We start from the raw sequence: 18,016 nt of genomic DNA, 5'->3' as shown, positions 1-18,016 counted from the left end.
AAAGCCGCTATAATAGCGGCTCTGTTTCGTTCATTTCATTTAGCTTACGTGAAGCTTGGCATAAGTTATAATATATTTCGCTCCATTTGTTGCATTAATTGCCTCAATATCAGCCGATCTTCCGAAGAAATGGATTGAAGTAGTTTCTCTTGCTGCTCTCTCCATTTATACTCAACCGGTTTTTCTAATTCTTTGCCCTTATCGGTTAGAAAGATACGCATGATCCTTGCATCCTGTACATCACGTTTGCGATATATAAATCCGTTCTGCTCCAGTGATTTGACCATGTTCGTAACCGTTGGTGGTTCGCATTTCATATGTTCACTTAGTTGCATCTGTGTTACCCCATCACCCAACCACAGCCGATACAACAAATTATCTTGTCCTACATAGAGATTAAGTTCCCGAAGAGATTCACTATAATTTCGACGCATTTGGGAGGAAATTCGATCTAAAGACTGTCGAATTTCACAATCTACTGTATCTGTCATGAACGATCCCTCCCTAACATCCGAATTATATTTAGCAGACTAAATGTATCATGGAGATATACAGGTGTCAATTCACCTATGGTAACGATGAAACCAAGAGTCTTGGAAGGATGAAATTAATGCTCTGTTGTTGCTTGGCTCGCCATATCGTTAAGTTGCGTTACAAAGGCTCCTTCATTCGGACCTTGATTATCACGAATCATTTTCGCTTGTTCCACGAGAACTTCTTCAGCATCCGTACCGAGTAATCGTATGGTTTCTTTAATGAATGCTTCAAGTGGCATCGCATGTGGATCGTCACTAAGATCTGCCATGAGTTCTGTTTGAACCCCAGGTGGTATAATTTCTAATACTTTTACTGTTGTATTTTTAAGCAAATAACGTTGTGATAAGGTATAAGAATGGAGCGCTGCTTTGGTCGCGGAATACACTGCAGTCGCTGCGTACGGAATAAACCCGATTGAAGAAGTCGTATTAATGATCACAGCTTCTTCTTTAGACTTCAAATGTTCAATTAATGAAGATGTCATTCGAATGGGTCCAAGCAAGTTTGTTGAGACCGTTGAAACCAGAATCTCTTCGTCAATCACACCCGTAGCCTCATCGAAAAGCATGATGCCGGCGTTATTAACTAAGACATTCAAATCAGGGAAGTCCCGAATAAGTTGCTTAGCCGTTGCCTCAATACTGGAAAGATCCTGTATGTCCAGTTCAACTGCAGACATTCCGGGATTAGCACTAAGTACTTCCTCCAGACGCTCTTTTCTTCTACCCGAGATGATTACTTTGTTTCCAAGCTTGTGTAAAGCTTCTGCCAATGCACGTCCAATTCCTGAGCCGCCACCTGTAATGAAGATCGTGTTTCCTGTAAGTTTCATTTTAAAATCCCTCCAATATTTAGTTTTCTTAATCACTTTGTAGTTTTATTATTTACACTGTTAGATGAAATCGTTACTTACTATTAACCTTGCACTTTAAAGTTTCTGAATGTACTAACCACCTTCTTAGTATTATACTATTACAACAATAGTTGCTTTAGTAGTTCAATTGTATCCGGAACATCATTGAGGAACAACCAACAATGCGAGTCTTTTGTTGGTTTAAAAAAGGGAGATAGATTCATGGGACTTAAAGTAAGAAATATTCGTACAACTCGAACAAGAGAATCCATTTTCGAGGCGCTTTTCGAACTGATGGAAGAAAAAGATTTTGATAAAATCACCATACAAAACTTAACGGAACGGGCCCAAATCAATAGGGCAACATTCTATGCTCATTTCCAGGATAAATATGAATTGTTGGATGAGATTATAAAAAAATCAGCAGAAGAACTTATTCAACAACATACTAATGGTGTGTGTGCATTTACCAAAGACAATATGATGCACTTGGTATTCGCAGCATTTGAGTATCATCAACAAGTCAAAAAGAAATGTCGACGGAACTATAATAAAATTATTCCTCTTCTCTCTTCAAAATTAGTCATTGCACTTAAGCGGTATTTGGATCTTTGTATGCAGGACATAAACTCTGATGAACGTACTTTGTACGCACAAATCTATGCAAACATGATTAATGAAGCAGTTACTCTGCATACTGCGGAACAAACTAAACTAACAGAACGAAGTATAGCAGAGCATATTGTTCGAATGATGCACCAAAACTAAACGATAAAATGAGAGCAACATCAGTAGCCACTGTTACTAATGTTGCTCTCATTTCATCTCATAGTTTTGAAGAGGCATCAAACCAAGGAATTTTAGGTCTGCACGGTTTCAGCCTACAATAGCTTTTCGTCAAGTATTCACACTATAATTCTGACTCATATCGAGGAAAGCAGATCGAAAGAATGTGAACAACTCTAAAGTTCAGGAAGATTGGATTTATCGTAAAGCTTATTTTTTGGCAAAACCTTGCTTGTTCAAATAGTCCATCATCTGCGGCTGAATACTTCTCTGTAGATGATCCTGGATATGGTCACTCCATCCTTTTACTTTTTTCACAGTGAAAGGGGCTCTCGTCGGTCGATTTTCATAATACTTCAACATCGTTTCATCATAGATAGCTAATTTCTCTTGATCAAGAGATTGATACTGATTCTCAAGTAAAACCATGGATTGAGGCAGCCGAGGTTTAAGCTCAGGTTTATCTCCATCTGGATGACCGATGCACAGCCCCACTAAAGGAATGACATACTTGGGTAAACCCAATACGTCGGATAGTTCGCTAATATTAGCTCTGACCGCACCAATGAACACTCCGCCAAGTCCCAGCGATTCAGCCGCGGTTAACGCATTTTGTGCCATCAGGCCAGCATCGAATGAACCAATCAACAGAAATTCAATATATTCAATATCCACATCCGGAGCGATTTCATGATTTCGGTTGAAATCTGCACAGAAGATCCAGAATTCTGCCGCTTCTTCAATATAGGGTTGATCGACACACAGATGTCTGACTTTTTTTCGAAGAACTGGATCTGTGATGCGAATAATGGATACCGCCTGCAGAAGACTGAACGATGAAGTTTGATTCGCTGCCTGAAATATTGCATCTATTTGTTCCTCAGTCAGGGGTTGAGATGTGTAAGAACGAAACGATGTATGATTATGAAGCAATTCGAGTGTGTTATTCATTAAAAACCTCTCCTTTATTCTTTGATTCCATATTCTCTCGTAATATTTTCCTTCATATTCTTTTTGGTTAGGATTAGAAATATTGACGTTCACCTGTCTGTGCTGATTTTTCGACGGCATCCAGTAACTGATGTAGTTTCACCGCATCCGCGAAAGTAGGTGCTAAGGTAGTGCCTTCCTGAATATCTTGGGCGAACTTACGATAAGCCTGAGCCATGTTCAGAACAAATCCGGAGTCGTTATATAGAGAATGTGGAGCCGAGTAATAGGCATCGGGAATGGTTAGTTCGCGAAGCTCGTTGTCCGTAGATCCTGCACCGCGTAATTGATGTGATCCGAATTGAATGGATGCGGGGGCGCTCAGAACAATCGTGCCGTTGTCTCCGAAGATTCCAAGTGTAAGTCCTGTCTGATGTTTAACTCCACCTTGAATATGGACACTGGCTGCTGCCCCATTAGTCAATTTCCCTGTAATCATGATCTGATCATCCGTTGTTTTCTTGATGACTTTCTGAATATCAACCAATTCAACTTCTGGAAACTGTTGAGCTGTGGTAGCAGACAATTCTGTAAAGTCCCCAAGCATGTAAGTGAAGGCATCCAGATTATGGCCCCCTACAATGGTCAGCAAGTTCCCTCCAACTTTTCGGTCATACAAATACGCAGTCGACTTGTCACCAACGCCACCCATGCCATCTATAGCGATCTTCAGGTTGGCAGATAACACTTTACCGATATAACCTTCTGTCAATAAATCTTTTACATATTGAATGGCCGGGGCTTGTCTAGCCTGTAATCCAATCGCATTTGGCAGTTGGGCAGATGATACCCATTCCTGCATTTCAAGCGCTTCCTCTGTATTCGAACCCAAAGGCCATTCACAATAGATTGGTTTGCCAGCAGGCACGACGGCTTTAACGGCGTTATAATGTTCCTTGACGTTAATACTTACAACAACCATATCCACATCAGGGTGCTGAGCCAACTCCTCCATATTATCAAAGCCATGATCTGCCCGGAAAGCTTCTGCGCTTTTCTTCGCACTAGCCATATTGCTTGTCCCCACTGCTGTAAGCTCAAACTCATCCAAATGCTCAATAGCTGGAATGTGTGTACCACTCGCCCACCCATTATTAATGGAAGCCCCTATGATTCCTGTACGAATTTTCTTACTCAATGTATAACATCTCCTTTATTTTAAATAACAAATTTCTGATTGTTACTTCGTGTATTGATTTTCAGGGTAAGGTAGACCTAAATTCCCCCGAAGTGTGTCATCCTCATATTCCTTGCGGAATATGCCTTTATCTTGCAAGATGGGAACAACCAATTTAATAAAGTCTTTAAATCCTGCTGGATGATCTTGTCTAATGAGCAAGATATCCATGACGCCTGCTCTATACCAATGTTCGATTTGTTCGGCAACGTGATCCGCCGATCCTATTAACCCAGGTTTCGGCATTCGATAACCTTGTGGCATCCATGATTCGATTTCCCTTAGCTTTTCGAGAGCCTCTTTCTCCGTTTTACCAACGATCGGGTTGTGAGAAGGCATCATCAACAGATCATGTGGTGAACGCCCTTGATTTTGAACTTTACGTGTCAGTTCAGCAGTGAATGCCTTGAGGTATTCCAGATCATGTCCAGGTGCCATGATGACTTCAGCATGCTGTGCAGCAATATCCATGAACTCCGGGGAAGTGCCGGCTTGAAAGACCACCGGTCTGCCTTGCTTCGATCGACTGATATTTAAAGGACCCTCCACGGAGAAGTAATTCCCGTTATAATGTAGAGGATGCATCTTACGCGGATCATAAAATACCCCACGTTCCTTATCACGTATAAAGGCATCGTCTTCATACGAATCCCAAAGGCCTTCAACAATTTCCAAAAACTCTTTTTTCATGGGATAAAGATCTGCTTTTCTTAAATGGGACCGACTGTAATTGGCTAACCCTCCCGGATTCGAGGTGATCGCATTCCACCCTGCTCTGCCCTTGCTAATCTTATCGAGTGAGGCGATTTGCCTGGCAACTGTAAAGGGATCAGCATATGAAGTCGCTATGGTTGCAGCCAAGCCAATGGAATGTGTTACCATACTTAGTGCAGACAAAATGGATACGCCCTCAAACATACTTAGATAGTGTGGGATCATGCCAGGTCCAATATGACTTACGTCTGCCAAAAAGATGAGATCGAACTTTGCCTGTTCAAGTTGTATGGCTTTCTGTACGTAATACTCAATATTTTCACTGGCATCTGCTGGAATAGCGGGGTGTTTCCAACCCGTGTGATTCCAACCCACGCCATCAATAATTCCCCCTAATTTAAGCTTTCTTTCTTCCATAGTTGAATGATCTCCTTTTCACGAGTTCACTTATTCCCCTGTGATAAACCTAATTCTTTTGCCAATAATTCATGGCCTTTCTTGCGGCTCTCTTGATTCGGATAAAAGTCTGCAATCATAATTTCGTCCACTAAACTTGCTTTCGCAAGCTGCCAAAGGTGCTCCGCAACTTGTTCGACACTTCCAATCACAAAGCGATCTTTATTACGTTCCCTGGCCAGCTCTTCATGAGGCGTATAGGTGTGATTTTTGGCTTCTTCCGGTGTAGGGAAAGTAAGGTATCTCGTCCCCGTACTCATTTGTGCCCACATTAACTCAGCTGGTCCTGCGATATATTTAGCCTCTTCTTCCGTTTCGGCTGTAATAACGATTGTCGCTAACATACTTTGAGGTTCCGTAAAATAAGACGAAGGCTTAAAATTCGCATGATAAGCTCTCAACACAGGAATAGTCAGTTGCGGTGCCAAATGTGCAGCAAATACAAACCCTAATCCTTTTTCCAAGGCAAAATGTAATCCACCCTCGCTAGATCCTAGCATAAACAGATCTGGAACCATGGAATGATCTCCCGGAGGATGGATGGAACTAAACGGGTGGTTTTCTTTGAAGTCACGGGCAAAGAAAGAAAGCAGGTTATCTAATTGCTCTGGAAAATCATTCACTTCCATTAATTCTTGAGACCTCAACAATGCCAACATGGTTCTGCCATCCGTGCCTGAAGCTCGTCCAATCCCGAGGTCAATCCGCCCTGGATATAATCCTTCGAGGAGCGTAAAGTTTTCCATCACTTTCAAGGCACTGTGATTCGGCAACATGATGCCACCTGAGCCTACTCGAATGCTTTTGGTATGAGCTGCCGCATGCAAGCTCAGTAAATCTGGTGAGGTACTCATCAAGTTTTTGGTGTTATGGTGTTCTGTAAACCAATATCTGTTAAACCCCCACTGTTCTGCGAATTGAACCATTTCTGTCACGTTCTGAAGGCTTTCTGAAGCCTCAGATCCTGCATAGATATGAACAAATTCCAAAATCGAAAGTTTTAGTCCATTTGCTGTATTCACATCGGATACACCTTTCTGAGTTATATTTATTATTTAGCTTGCTAACTATAGGATTAAAAAATATAATAATTACTTAGCCTACTAACTATAAAACCAAATGAGTTTATATTTTTACACTTTAGTCAAACTAAAATGGTTTTGTTTTGATTCTTGAACCAATCATAAGTGTATTCGTTTCGTTTGCAAAGAAGGCAATTTAAATGAACATAGTACATCTTTTTGTACCTTTGGATCAGGAGTGATATGAATGAGAGTTTGCAATGAAGGATTTGAACAAGAGTTTATAGATGGAAAAAGTGACATGTACGCCATTGCTTTTACTCAGAATGTCCTTTCTGGGCGTTGGAAATATTTTATCTTATGGTACCTAAAAGACGAAACACGGCGATATACGGATATCAAAAAATTCCTTGGAGATCTGTCTCAAGGCTCCCTCACAAAGCAGCTTAAAGAGTTAGAGAATGATGGTGTTATTCAACGCGATGTATATCCGGAAGTTCCTCCGCGAGTTGAGTATTCGTTAACAGACAAGGGAATGAAGTTACTACCGATCCTTGAAAAGATGGAGGACTTTGGCAAAGAATACGGCTAAGCATTTAAACTAGGCTTCCATATTACTTATCTTTGTTAAAGGGGGGATGATATGTTTTTCTTCTTTTTTTTCCCCTTGCTTTTGGTACTGTTCTGACTATTGCCTCTGTTCGACTTCTCCTTATAGACAAATAAAGTTGCTATTATAGCAACTTTATTAAAAGACATTTTTAGATTTCTTAAGTATTTTCAGGGTCATAAATTCCGTAACCATTCTTGCCATTCTTTTTAATCTTGTACATGGCTCCATCCGCATGTCTCAGAAGTTCGGAAGGCTCCTGTCCATGCTTGGGAAATAGGCTGATACCAATACTCATCGAAAGGTTGATATAGTTTCCGGCAATTTTGAAATGGGTACTGAATGCAGCTTCCAATCTTTTGGCGATGACTTCAGCATCGTGATCATCTTTCAGATGGCTTAAAATGATGAATTCGTCCCCGCCAAGCCGAGCTACAGTGTCCGCACTTGGAATTGTTTCACTTAATCGCTTTGCCATTTCCAGCAATACTTGATCGCCAACATGGTGTCCATATGTATCATTCACTTGTTTAAACCCATCAGCATCCACAAACATGACGGCTAGTTTGTTATGGTTTCTTTGGGCATTACTGATGGCCCAGGCAAGACGGTCATTATAAGCAAGACGATTAGGCAGACCTGTAAGTGGATCATGCAAAGACAAATGCTTGCTGATTTTCTCGGAGATTTTGATTTTGGCGTACTCCGTCTCCAGTTCTTTGATCAGATTTTTAAGTTTATATACCCTGGTATTGGTGTTAGTCATGTCAGTAATCTGAATAAGGGCATAACTCCGATCTTCATGATAGAGCGGTTCAACATGCATATTTTGTCTGAATAATTGTTCATCCTCTCCTTCATTAGGAAGAATGAATGCCTTATGTAACGCGCTTGAGCAAAATCTGCTCTGTCCATGATACAGCGCATTTTGCAAAATATTTAAATACATGTTCGACTTAAACCGTGGGCAGACCTCAAGCAGATTCAAGCCTACTACCTCTTCTACATTCTTGCCCGTAAAGCGCTCCAACCAGGCATTCCACACAACAATTTTCAAATGCCTGTCCACGATCATTATTCCCATATGGGCTTTGTTCAAAGCTTGTGAAATAAGATTATCCATTGCCCGCCTCCAACAAAGCGTCCATTTTGGCCAGCAGGCTCGATATGGAGTTCATACTCAGTGCTATGACAATGATACCTGTCACATCCGTATCGGCAAGTAAAAACGAGGTATGTAAAACCAGGACATAAACTTCATTCTGAAGCAATATTTGTTGATCGGAATTAGTGACATAGATCAGTTCAATATCAGGCAGGACGTATTCCAGTTTGATCTCCAGGAAATTACCGAATTCTCCAATAATGGCGTTAAGCAGGACATTGCTAACTTCCTTCAAAACGTCCAAATCCGTGTCCATCAGGTTCGGATCGTTCGGTATAATGCTCTCACCCAGTTCTCCAAGACAGATGTTTGCCAATACTTTAGCCTGCTCAACAGGAAACATCAGAAATGCTTTTCCCTGAAATTCGTATCCAAACTGTAAGGATGACCTAAACAGGTGACCTTCACTGAAGAAAATGTTGTATCTTCGATCTCCAGGATCAACATCGGATATGGAGATTAGTTCCACTTCCGGAATATTCAAAACGATACGCTTATCTACAATCTCTGACAACATGTTAGCCGCTTGTCCCACGTAAACGTTCACTAGTTCAGTAAGCAAATCCTTCTGTAAATCATTCAGCATGATAGGCCGCCTGAATCAGTTGAATCATAGTAGTTGCCTTCTCGGCGGTTAAAGGTTTATTCAAAAAACCAGAAATGCCTAACATTTCAACTTCATCCCTAGTTGTCTTCTGAATATCTGCAGATAAGATAATAATTTTGACATTGCTATCCGTTTCTCGAATCATACGAAGCATTTCTTGTCCGTTCAAACCAGGCATCAGCAGGTCAGTGGTTATAAAATCAGGTTGAAATTCCTTAAATAGGTTGTATCCTTGCTCTCCATTGTTAGCAATCTGAATCTCGCATTCTGGAATATGATCAACAATCAGCTTTGTAAGCAATTTCTGTACGAAAATGGAGTCTTCCACGATTAATACTTTCATTTTCTCTTCAGTCTCCTTGATAAAATGGTAAGAGCTCGGGATGGTCAGGCGCTGTGGACAGTTCTTGATATAGGGCTTTCGCGCGCAGTGGCACCCTGAAAAGAGACTGACAGGTGAATCAAGTAAATATAAATTATAGTAACTTTAATTTAATTGTCAACAACATTATTGAATAAGTTAGATTCGTGTGCAATTGACATACTACGGCCCATCGTTAAAAAAACATAAAAAAACGGTCACCTAGTGACCGTTTTTGATCGGTTATCTGGAACTGCATTAAGTTTACTCTTTTACCCCTCCAAGCTGCAAGCCATGAACGAAATACTTCTGCAAAAATGGATATACGACTAAGATGGGCAATGCGGCAACAATCGTAATCGCTGCCCGAATAGATACAGGTGTGACCATGTTGCGCGCAGCGCCAAGATCTGCACCATTGGCAACGGCTGCACTGCTGTTGGAATTCATAGAAGATGATAATAGTTTCATCAACTCATATTGCAGCGTGCTGAGGTTTTGTTTGGAAGATGCATACAGAAACGTATCAAACCAAGAGTTCCATTGACCGACTGCAATGAACAGTGCAACAGTAGCCAGAACCGGTTGGCACAGTGGTAGAATAATGGAAATGAATGTTCTGAAATCTCCAGCACCATCAATTTTGGCGGATTCTATCAATCCCTCGGGTAGTGTCTGGATATAGGTACGAATAACAATCATATTAAAGGCACTGATCAGCCCAGGAATAATGTACACCAGGAAGTTGTTTAACAAATGCAAATCTTTCATTAGGAAGTAAGTTGGAATAAGACCTGCACTAAAATACATCGTAAGAACAACTGTAATGGTAATGGGCTTTCGTAATATATAATCTTTTCGGCTTAGTGTGTAAGCCAGCATGGAGGTTAAGAATAGACTTAAAACTGTCCCCAAAACCGTTCTCGCCACAGATATACCAAAGGCGCTGAAGATGGTCCCTCCTGCAAATACTGCTCTGTAGTTTTGATCTGTCCATACCCGAGGCCACAGATAAATCCCACCCCGGATGGTGTCATTACCGGCATTGAATGATACGGCGAGTGTATTCACAAACGGATACAGGGTAACAATCGCGATTGCGATCATCAGTATACCATTTAACGTATGGAAGACAATCGGTTCAAGCCGAGATTTATTGATTCCCATCTCTAGTCCCCCTTATATTAATCGGTCTTCCCCGAGCCGTTTGGAAATTGAATTCGCCGCAAAGATCAGCGTGATACTTACTACTGTTTTGAAGATACCTGCCGCAGTAGCCAGTGAATAATTCCCGATCTGTAGTCCGTATTTCAGGACAAATATATCTATCGTCTGTGACCAGTCAACAACCACACCATTACCTAACAGATACTGAACCTCGAATCCAGCTTCCAAAATCCAGCCCATATTCATGATCAGCAAAATGATAACAATGGATTTGATTCCGGGTAAGGTCACATACAGCATTTTCTTATATCGGTTCGCACCATCAATCTCTGCCGCTTCATAGAGGGAAGGATCGATAGACGTGATGGCCGCCAAATAAATAATGGCATTCCAGCCAACTTCTTTCCATACATGGGATGCGCCTACAATGCCCCAGAAGTATTCCGGAACGCTAAGCCACATGATGGGTTCTTGAATGATATGCAGCTTCATGAGTACCACATTCACAATACCACCATCTACAGATAGTGAACTTGCTACGATACCTGTCACAATAATCCATGAGAGAAAGTGAGGTAAATACGATATTGTTTGAATGGTTCGTTTATAAAACTTATGTTTGATCTCATTAAGTAAAATGGCAAATATAATTGCTGTCGCAAATCCGAGCACCATATTGATGACGCTCATCGCAATGGTATTACGAAGCACGTTAAGAAATGCATCGTCTGTTAACAAAAACTTAAAGTGTTTGAGCCCGACCCATTCCTGCTGCGTGAAACTCTTGGCAGGACTGTAATTCTGAAAGGCCATAACCCAGCCCCAAATGGGATAATACGAGAATACGAGAATGTACGCAACGATGGGCAATGACATGAACATGAGTTGTCTTTGTCCGCGCAATCGTTTTAACAGTGGTGTTTTGGGAACGACTGTACGGGTGGTTTGCTCTGGTATGGCTCCAGGCGTGTTCGCCATCTTTCACTCCTCCTATTGGCTTGCAGCGACTTTAAGCATGATGTCTCGGAAGGCACTCGCCTGAGTAATCCTTTGGTTGATACCTTCCGAGAGAATCATTGCCGCATTTTTTTATTTAACAGACCAGTTCTCGATTCTCCATTTCAGTTGTTCATTAATCCGGTCTTCATAGGATTTGACATCGATTTTCTTGTAAGCGTCTACATATTCAGTCCAAATGTTATCGAACTCATCCGGTCTTGACATGATCGCCTTAGGCAAGAATTTCAACGAAGTGTCTGTCATTTGTTTGTTCGCTACCGCAGCATCAGAGCCTTCTTTCAGATCGACCTGCCATGCTGGATAGTACACTGGATTTTCTGGTGCAGGAGAGAAGAAGTCACTCCACGTTTTGAAGCCATAAGCATCAAGAAGTTCTTTGTCTTCCGGTTTGAGGTTGTCATAGAATTCCTCAGGTTGGTTGATCGCTCCAATCGCATTGCCATCTTCAAATGTTCCTTCGAGCTTCGGTGCAGCAGCGTAGAAACCTTCAGCTTTGTTAACCAATCTCCATGCCGGATCATCCTGCTCTGTCCGTTGCTCTGGTGTACGATAGAATCTTCCCTCTTCATTCACTTGATAGTCTACACCCTCTTCACCCCATGACAAGAGCTTCTGGTACTTCTCGTCCATAAGCTTATCGAGGAATTTGATGAGTGCGACAGGATCTTCAGCATCTTTACTGATACCAAAACCATTGTTCAAGTTAATGACCGGACGATCCAGATAATGATCTGTGATACTTGTATCATAGACTAGCGGGAAGCCTACGTATGTCTGACCAATTTTCCCCTGTGCGACGAGTGGGTCTTCACCAGCTTGGAAATTCCAGTGCTGGTCGAACATACTAAGCACACGTCCCGAAGAAATTTTGGCCAGATATTGATCGTAGTTCTGAACAAAGGCTTCTTTATCCAGCAATCCCTCGTTGTACAGATTGTTTAGTTCTTTATAATACCGTTTGGAGATATCTTTGTCGGCAAAAACGGTTGCGACTCCACTATCATCTACGACTACGCCCCCGTCGTTGGGGTGACCCGTAAGATGTTCAGGTGGGTTAAGCAAAGGGAACGTACGCCAGTCTGAAGCCAATGTAGTGAAACCAATCGTCGGTTGACCATCAATCGTTGGATTCTTGGCTGCATAATCACGGATCAACTTTGTGAAATCATCCAACGTTTTAGGAGTGGGGTATCCGGCATCCTTCAGTATGGATTTTTGAATCCAGAATGCAGGACCAGAATAATAGTTACTAATAAACTCCCCTGTATACACTCCATAGTTAGGCAACCAGTAAATATGTCCATCACTGGAGTCTTTCATCCGGTTCCAGTCTTTACCGAAATGTTTCTTCAGATTAGGTGCATGCTCTTCAATGAGATCTTCGAGCGGAATAACCGCACCGGCTGAGACCAATTTGGTGTCTGCTGTGATCAAGTCAGGGAAATCGCCACCGGCAATCATAACGCCGAGCTTCTGTTGAAGATCACCCACAAGAAACTCCATCTCAAGATTGACGCCGAGTTCATCCTGGATCTTCTTGTAGATTCGGTTATCTTTAGCTGGCGCCTGATTTGGCGTTCCGATAAAGGCCGTGATGTTCAGTACCTCTTTCCCATCCTTTGTAGTCGCTTTCTCATTGTCACCGCTGCATCCTGCAAGTGCCAAACTCAAAGCCAGAACGAGTGATACGGAACCCCAAAGCTTCTTTTTCTTAAGTCCCCCCATGTACTTGCCCTCCTTGGAAGTGGTATGTCTTACTGTTTTTAGTATGAAGAAATGTATGCGGTTACAAAATATATACATTTAAGGTCTACCCCCCTGTAATTGTAGGTCTTATTCAGGAGGGGTTCTTCTTTTTCATGGATCAATTCGCATACTTTTGCCTGTATTCTACTGGTTTCATGGCTGTTCGTTTTTCGAAGTGTCTGAGAAAATGCTGGTAACTGCGGTACCCAACTTGCTCTGCAATCGCACTGGATGTTTGATTCGTCTGCTGGAGCAGACGCTTCGCTTCTTCCATTCTTAGATCATGTACTACCTCAATTACACCCTTACCATACTTTCGCAAAAAGGATTGCCCTAAATGGACAGGATTCACGTAGAATCGTTCTGCGAGCTCCTGGATCGTAAATGTCTCTCTGTAATGCATCTGCACATATTCAGCAACCGTCGCCTGTATGCCACCCATTTGCCTCTCCCTGAAAACAGCCAGTTCTGACTTGCATTGCAAACAGAAATGTTCCAGATTGTTAGCAACCTCTTCTATATTTCGATGGCCCTTCTCCAGAATTCCGCTCGCCAATTCGTTCATTAGAGCATTAGGTTCTCCTCCTAGTTCTCTACACAGGGACAGTCCGCGGAATATAATGTGGGTAGAGAAAATATGTACAATCTCTGGCGCAGCCTTCATCTGTACAAACAGTTCAAAAGCACTCCGAATTGCAGACGAGAGTTCCTCTACAGAACCGTTTTCAAGCAGATCGCAAATGTGGTCCACTTCTGATAGCGTTTCCGGATCAAACTGCCAATTCTCCAGCTGGATATCTTCGGCAAACAAAAGACGCTCTTGATTAAAAAACAAATAACGCCCAACTTCCTGAGCAGAACGGAAGGATTCAGATAAATGCTCCAGTTTGTTGACCGTTAATCCAACCGCGATATGAATATCTTCGCAGCCGTTATGTTGCATGTTGTTCATCAAACGCTGGGTAAAAACTTTAATTGCTTCAAATGTCTCATTTCTATCATTCGTTTCCTCCCCCCATACAACTCCCAACGAGTCTCTTGTTCTATCTATCACATAACAGCAAGTTGTTTCTTCAGCCGTTTGTTCAACTACTGAACAGACTTCCTGAATATCTCCCTGAAAGGCTATCCGCAGGTATGCCCAATGGGACTTGTTTAAACGAAGAAGGAACTCCGACATCTCCTCCTCCGATATATTTTGCTTATCCTTAATCAGTGCAGTCAAAAACGCTTTGATCCTTTGCTCGGTTGCATGTTCTCTTATACGCTCCTGGGTTTCACGCTCCTGCAATTGCATACGGAGACGGACCAACATATCCTCTGCTTCTGTACTGTCAACCGGTTTGGTTAAATAATTGGATACACCTAATCGAATAGCTTGTCTGGCATAATTAAAGTCACTGTATCCACTCGTGATGACAAACAGCACAGACTCATGTTCCAATCGTCGTGCTTCTTCTACAAGTTCCAGCCCATTCATCACAGGCATACGAATGTCTGTCACCACGAGATCAGGTCGATCTTGTTCCATCATCCGAATGGCTTCCTCCCCGTTGGCGCACACGCCTTTGATTTCAAAACCATACTTTTCCCAATTGATCAGAAGCTGTAAACCTTCAATGGCATACGGTTCATCATCGACTAACAGTACTTTGTACATGAGAGTTTACCTCCTATTTCCTCTGTTCCAGCTTGGAGATCGGTATACGGTACCCTGCAATGGTTTCCTTTCCAGGTACACTGCTTAGATCAAATATTGCATTTCCTTCATAAAAGAGTTCCAACCTGCGGTAGACATTACGAAGTCCTACATGCTCGCCGTTCCGAGGTCTTTCAGAACGAATATCTCGCAGGAGCTCGGTTAGTCTCCCTGCATCCATACCGATTCCATTATCGATCACCTGAATAACCAGTTCAGAAGCGTTTCGTCTCGCCGTTATCTTGATCTCTCTTCCATTTTTTCGCGCCTGCAAGCCGTGTTTACAGGCATTTTCGACGAGCGGTTGAATACTCATTCGGGGAATGAGCAATGAAGCTGCATCAGGATCAACCTCGAAGGTGTAATCAAACAGCTCTCCAAAGCGAAACTTCTCAATCTGGAGATAAAGATTCGTAAATTGCAGCTCTTCTTGCAAAGGAATCAGATTGTCAGAATGACTGAGCAACTGTCTCATCAGCTTGGACAGACTTTTGATAATCTCAATTACTTCTGTATATCCATTCTTTGTACTAACGACCAGCAAGGCATTCAATGTGTTAAATAAAAAATGGGGATTCATCTGACTCTGGAGCATGGACAATTCAGTCCTCACTTGATCCAGCTCCAGATCTTTTTGACGGATTTCCAGTTTATATACGTCATTAATCAGCGTATGAATTTTACCAATCATGATGTTAAATGTACGAATAAGCCCGCCAATTTCGTCGCGGCCTTCGTGAATTTCAATCAGATCGAATCGTTCGTTACGAACCTTCTCCATATGTCTGGATAATTTGCGAATCCGATAGTGGTAGGAACGCAAAATAATATAGATCAATACAGAGGGGACCACGATACTTAATGCGAGCAACCCCAGAATTGACTTAAAGGCTTCTTGCAGCAGATGGTCAAGGTGACGTGTATCGGCAACTCCAATCAATTTCCAACCCTTTAGGTAGGCTAGATTCCCCAACGATTTTTCGAGCGTGTAAGCAGAATCCCCAGATTCCTTGAGCATTGATTCATTATCAGGTGGGTATAAGTCGGTTTCGCTGAATTCCCCACTTGAAACGACAGTTCGATTGTTGCTGTCCACCAGACGCAGCTGAAGGCTGTCTGATTCACGATTTAAAATGCTATACACCCGGTTAACTTCCAGATCAATCTTGGAATACTTCGCATAATTCGCATACGAGGTATACGTATCCATTTTGCCAATCACACTGATCCTTCTTCCCGCGTTAAATCCGGATGGCTCAATATAATCAACGACAAGAATGCCTCCACTGGTGGATTTCAGCTGTTTCAATCCAGGGAGTACATTCTTGTCTTTCATCACGATATAATGACTGCCCGTCTGAATGGTATCGTTATCCGTATAGATACGCACCTCCAGAATATTCGCTGACATATACCGTGTTAATTTATCTCGCAGGAATGCATGGTACACGTTGTAATAATCAACGGGGGAGTGATAGGTCCGATCCAGTGCCTCATAGAGCGAATCGTCTGCTGCAATAATTCGGCTCAGAGCAACGCTCTCATCAATCATGCCAAGCAGTTCCCCCGCAGCCCTGTCGATGGATTTACGCAGATTTTCCTGTTCTCTAATCTTGATATCCGCAGAGGTACGTTGATAAAAGAAGATATTAATCGTTATTACAGGAAGGAGAATACTAAGTACATAAATAAGCAGAAATTTGGAGCGGAGAGGAATATCATTAACCTTACGGAACATCCAGAATTTATGACGCATATGATCACCCTTGGTTTTTGTTTTTATAGACTGACGGAAGCTCCCCTGTATGCGCTCTGAACTTTTGGGTGAAATATTCAGCATCATGATATCCTAGCCTGAATGCAATGTCAGTGATCTTCATATTGGTACGTCGCAGGAGTTTACGGGCCTCCTCAACACGAAGCTGGTGCACATAGTCACTGAAACTGACCCCCATCTCCCGCTTGAACTGTTGACCCAGATAGGCAGAATTCACGTGAATACGATTAGCTACATCTTGTAATTTAATTTTACTTCGATAGTGCTGCTTCAATTCATTCACTGCTTCTGCAACCAGCACTCCCATACCCGTCTTTTGCTTCAATTCAGACTGGGAAAGTTGCTTGGACAGTCGAGCACACAGGTCTTGCAATGTGCCGGAAGACCAACTCGCAGCCTCATGCCATTCTTTTTCACATAGTATTTCTCTACAACCCTCTCTTTTTCCATATTTTCGTAGCAACTCCCCATGAATATATCGAATGACATGATGTATCCATTCCAACGATACCTCTGCTTTCTCACTCTTCTCTAACAGTGCACTCACTGCAATATCGATGGAATACGTGTTTTCTGCTTCAATCAACGCCAAGATCTCTTTGGAGATGTTCATCATTTGCTCTAAATTATATTCTTCGCTTGTCCGATATTCATTAAGATGATTGTCATAGACTTCATCTGTAACCATGACTCCATTTTGCTGTTTTTCCTCATTTCTGCGTTTGTCCAGAGGTTCAATCATTTCCATAAGGATTTGATGAATTTCCTCGGGAACAAGAGGTTTAAGCACATACTGATCGACCTGATACCGTATGGCTTGCTTCGCGTAATTAAAATCCGAGTATCCTGTAACGATAACGATTTTAGAGGTATAGGCGAGATCTTCTCGCAAGGTGTGAATCAAACCAAGACCATCCATAACAGGCATTTGAATATCAGTGACGACAAGGTCCGGTTCAACCGAGTTGAATAAAGCAAGTGCTTCCTCCCCATCCGTTGCCGTTCCGCAAAGTTCATATCCACAAGCTTGCCAGTCAATCATCGTTCTCCATCCTTCTAGCATAAACGGCTCATCATCCGCGACAATGACCTTGTACATTAGCTCACCTCACTTTTATCCTTGATCAGCTGCATGTATTTTATCTATATCAATAGGCAGATTCCAGTTGTTCTGAAAACGCTAAACAGCAGAACAACAGCAGGATTGTTGTCTGCTCGCACAACTTGGAGAACAAAATTCCTACCAGTCTCATCGTCATTAATCAATAACATAGAAATGGTTCCATCGGACCGTACTATATGAACGCTCCGATTGTAGCGAAGCGCCGG

17 protein-coding genes are annotated in these 18,016 nt (G+C 42.2%); 2 read left to right on the top strand and 15 right to left on the bottom strand.

Annotated elements, in window-relative coordinates; all coding sequences use genetic code 11:
* Window positions 1-65: 65 nt before the first annotated feature.
* Window positions 66-491: a MarR family winged helix-turn-helix transcriptional regulator gene (locus AC6CIF_RS27155; protein WP_498202244.1), complete on the bottom strand. Its 426-nt coding sequence runs from the start codon at window positions 489-491 to the stop codon at window positions 66-68.
* 116 nt (window positions 492-607) lie between these two features.
* A complete protein-coding gene (locus AC6CIF_RS27150; protein ID WP_498202243.1) occupies window positions 608-1,369 on the bottom strand; it encodes an SDR family oxidoreductase in 762 nt (253 codons plus the stop codon).
* A gap of 243 nt (window positions 1,370-1,612) precedes the next feature.
* On the opposite strand from AC6CIF_RS27150, the gene AC6CIF_RS27145 reads away from it, so the two are divergent.
* A complete protein-coding gene (locus tag AC6CIF_RS27145; RefSeq protein WP_498202242.1) occupies window positions 1,613-2,158 on the top strand; it encodes a TetR/AcrR family transcriptional regulator in 546 nt (181 codons plus the stop codon).
* A gap of 228 nt (window positions 2,159-2,386) precedes the next feature.
* Here AC6CIF_RS27145 and nfsA read toward each other — a convergent pair whose 3' ends face one another.
* The 4 genes from nfsA to AC6CIF_RS27125 all read right to left on the bottom strand — a co-directional run bounded on the left by nfsA (window position 2,387) and on the right by AC6CIF_RS27125 (window position 6,535).
* Complete coding sequence (gene nfsA / locus AC6CIF_RS27140; protein WP_498202241.1) at window positions 2,387-3,127, bottom strand: oxygen-insensitive NADPH nitroreductase; 741 nt, start codon at window positions 3,125-3,127, stop codon at window positions 2,387-2,389.
* A gap of 73 nt (window positions 3,128-3,200) precedes the next feature.
* Window positions 3,201-4,304 carry a Gfo/Idh/MocA family protein gene (locus AC6CIF_RS27135; RefSeq protein ID WP_498202240.1) on the bottom strand — a complete coding sequence of 368 codons (1,104 nt, stop codon included), beginning with the start codon at window positions 4,302-4,304 and terminating at the stop codon, window positions 3,201-3,203.
* A 42-nt stretch (window positions 4,305-4,346) separates the two neighbouring features.
* Entirely contained in the window at window positions 4,347-5,474 is a 1,128-nt protein-coding gene (locus AC6CIF_RS27130) for an NtaA/DmoA family FMN-dependent monooxygenase (protein ID WP_498202239.1), read from the bottom strand.
* A gap of 26 nt (window positions 5,475-5,500) precedes the next feature.
* Entirely contained in the window at window positions 5,501-6,535 is a 1,035-nt protein-coding gene (locus AC6CIF_RS27125; protein ID WP_498202238.1) for an LLM class flavin-dependent oxidoreductase, read from the bottom strand.
* A gap of 247 nt (window positions 6,536-6,782) precedes the next feature.
* Here AC6CIF_RS27125 and AC6CIF_RS27120 point away from each other — a divergent pair, with 247 nt between their 5' ends.
* The gene (locus tag AC6CIF_RS27120; RefSeq protein WP_074095086.1) at window positions 6,783-7,127 is read left to right on the top strand and encodes a winged helix-turn-helix transcriptional regulator; all 345 of its coding nucleotides are present in this window, start codon (window positions 6,783-6,785) and stop codon (window positions 7,125-7,127) included.
* A 178-nt stretch (window positions 7,128-7,305) separates the two neighbouring features.
* Here the strand turns inward: AC6CIF_RS27120 and AC6CIF_RS27115 are convergent, their stop codons facing one another.
* From AC6CIF_RS27115 to AC6CIF_RS27075, 9 genes are all read right to left on the bottom strand, one after another.
* Entirely contained in the window at window positions 7,306-8,268 is a 963-nt protein-coding gene (locus tag AC6CIF_RS27115) for a diguanylate cyclase domain-containing protein (protein WP_498202237.1), read from the bottom strand.
* Window positions 8,261-8,896, bottom strand: a complete 636-nt coding sequence (locus AC6CIF_RS27110; RefSeq protein WP_498202236.1) for a chemotaxis protein CheC — start codon at window positions 8,894-8,896, stop codon at window positions 8,261-8,263. The genes AC6CIF_RS27115 and AC6CIF_RS27110 overlap by 8 nt, the downstream gene beginning before the upstream one ends.
* Window positions 8,886-9,260: a response regulator transcription factor gene (locus tag AC6CIF_RS27105; protein ID WP_036615858.1), complete on the bottom strand. Its 375-nt coding sequence runs from the start codon at window positions 9,258-9,260 to the stop codon at window positions 8,886-8,888. The genes AC6CIF_RS27110 and AC6CIF_RS27105 overlap by 11 nt, the downstream gene beginning before the upstream one ends.
* A gap of 282 nt (window positions 9,261-9,542) precedes the next feature.
* On the bottom strand, window positions 9,543-10,445 hold the full coding sequence (locus AC6CIF_RS27100) for a carbohydrate ABC transporter permease (protein ID WP_017688457.1): 903 nt from the start codon (window positions 10,443-10,445) through the stop codon (window positions 9,543-9,545).
* 12 nt (window positions 10,446-10,457) lie between these two features.
* Window positions 10,458-11,423, bottom strand: coding sequence for an ABC transporter permease (locus AC6CIF_RS27095; RefSeq protein WP_498202235.1), 966 nt, complete (start codon window positions 11,421-11,423; stop codon window positions 10,458-10,460).
* 111 nt (window positions 11,424-11,534) lie between these two features.
* Window positions 11,535-13,190: a type 2 periplasmic-binding domain-containing protein gene (locus AC6CIF_RS27090; protein ID WP_498202234.1), complete on the bottom strand. Its 1,656-nt coding sequence runs from the start codon at window positions 13,188-13,190 to the stop codon at window positions 11,535-11,537.
* A gap of 139 nt (window positions 13,191-13,329) precedes the next feature.
* A complete protein-coding gene (locus AC6CIF_RS27085; RefSeq protein WP_498202233.1) occupies window positions 13,330-14,871 on the bottom strand; it encodes a response regulator in 1,542 nt (513 codons plus the stop codon).
* 13 nt (window positions 14,872-14,884) lie between these two features.
* Window positions 14,885-16,666, bottom strand: a complete 1,782-nt coding sequence (locus AC6CIF_RS27080) for a sensor histidine kinase (protein ID WP_498202232.1) — start codon at window positions 16,664-16,666, stop codon at window positions 14,885-14,887.
* A gap of 4 nt (window positions 16,667-16,670) precedes the next feature.
* Window positions 16,671-17,786 carry a response regulator transcription factor gene (locus AC6CIF_RS27075; RefSeq protein WP_498202231.1) on the bottom strand — a complete coding sequence of 372 codons (1,116 nt, stop codon included), beginning with the start codon at window positions 17,784-17,786 and terminating at the stop codon, window positions 16,671-16,673.
* Between the last annotated feature and the right edge of the window lie 230 nt (window positions 17,787-18,016).

The sequence above is a fragment of the Paenibacillus sp. GQ49 genome (assembly GCF_059759055.1).
This window is presented reverse-complemented; position numbering and strand designations above follow the sequence as displayed.

Bases quoted from the DNA above. Each gene is read 5' to 3' on its own strand.
- AC6CIF_RS27085 (WP_498202233.1), bottom strand. From the start codon at position 14,871: ATGTACAAAGTACTGTTAGTCGATGATGAACCGTATGCCATTGAAGGT.
- AC6CIF_RS27095 (WP_498202235.1), bottom strand. From the start codon at position 11,423: ATGGCGAACACGCCTGGAGCCATACCAGAGCAAACCACCCGTACAGTC.
- AC6CIF_RS27150 (WP_498202243.1), bottom strand. From the start codon at position 1,369: ATGAAACTTACAGGAAACACGATCTTCATTACAGGTGGCGGCTCAGGA.
- AC6CIF_RS27145 (WP_498202242.1), top strand. From the start codon at position 1,613: ATGGGACTTAAAGTAAGAAATATTCGTACAACTCGAACAAGAGAATCC.
- AC6CIF_RS27105 (WP_036615858.1), bottom strand. From the start codon at position 9,260: ATGAAAGTATTAATCGTGGAAGACTCCATTTTCGTACAGAAATTGCTT.
- AC6CIF_RS27120 (WP_074095086.1), top strand. From the start codon at position 6,783: ATGAGAGTTTGCAATGAAGGATTTGAACAAGAGTTTATAGATGGAAAA.
- AC6CIF_RS27080 (WP_498202232.1), bottom strand. From the start codon at position 16,666: ATGCGTCATAAATTCTGGATGTTCCGTAAGGTTAATGATATTCCTCTC.
- AC6CIF_RS27110 (WP_498202236.1), bottom strand. From the start codon at position 8,896: ATGCTGAATGATTTACAGAAGGATTTGCTTACTGAACTAGTGAACGTT.
- AC6CIF_RS27115 (WP_498202237.1), bottom strand. From the start codon at position 8,268: ATGGATAATCTTATTTCACAAGCTTTGAACAAAGCCCATATGGGAATA.
- AC6CIF_RS27075 (WP_498202231.1), bottom strand. From the start codon at position 17,786: ATGTACAAGGTCATTGTCGCGGATGATGAGCCGTTTATGCTAGAAGGA.
- AC6CIF_RS27155 (WP_498202244.1), bottom strand. From the start codon at position 491: ATGACAGATACAGTAGATTGTGAAATTCGACAGTCTTTAGATCGAATT.
- nfsA (WP_498202241.1), bottom strand. From the start codon at position 3,127: ATGAATAACACACTCGAATTGCTTCATAATCATACATCGTTTCGTTCT.
- AC6CIF_RS27100 (WP_017688457.1), bottom strand. From the start codon at position 10,445: ATGGGAATCAATAAATCTCGGCTTGAACCGATTGTCTTCCATACGTTA.
- AC6CIF_RS27130 (WP_498202239.1), bottom strand. From the start codon at position 5,474: ATGGAAGAAAGAAAGCTTAAATTAGGGGGAATTATTGATGGCGTGGGT.
- AC6CIF_RS27090 (WP_498202234.1), bottom strand. From the start codon at position 13,190: ATGGGGGGACTTAAGAAAAAGAAGCTTTGGGGTTCCGTATCACTCGTT.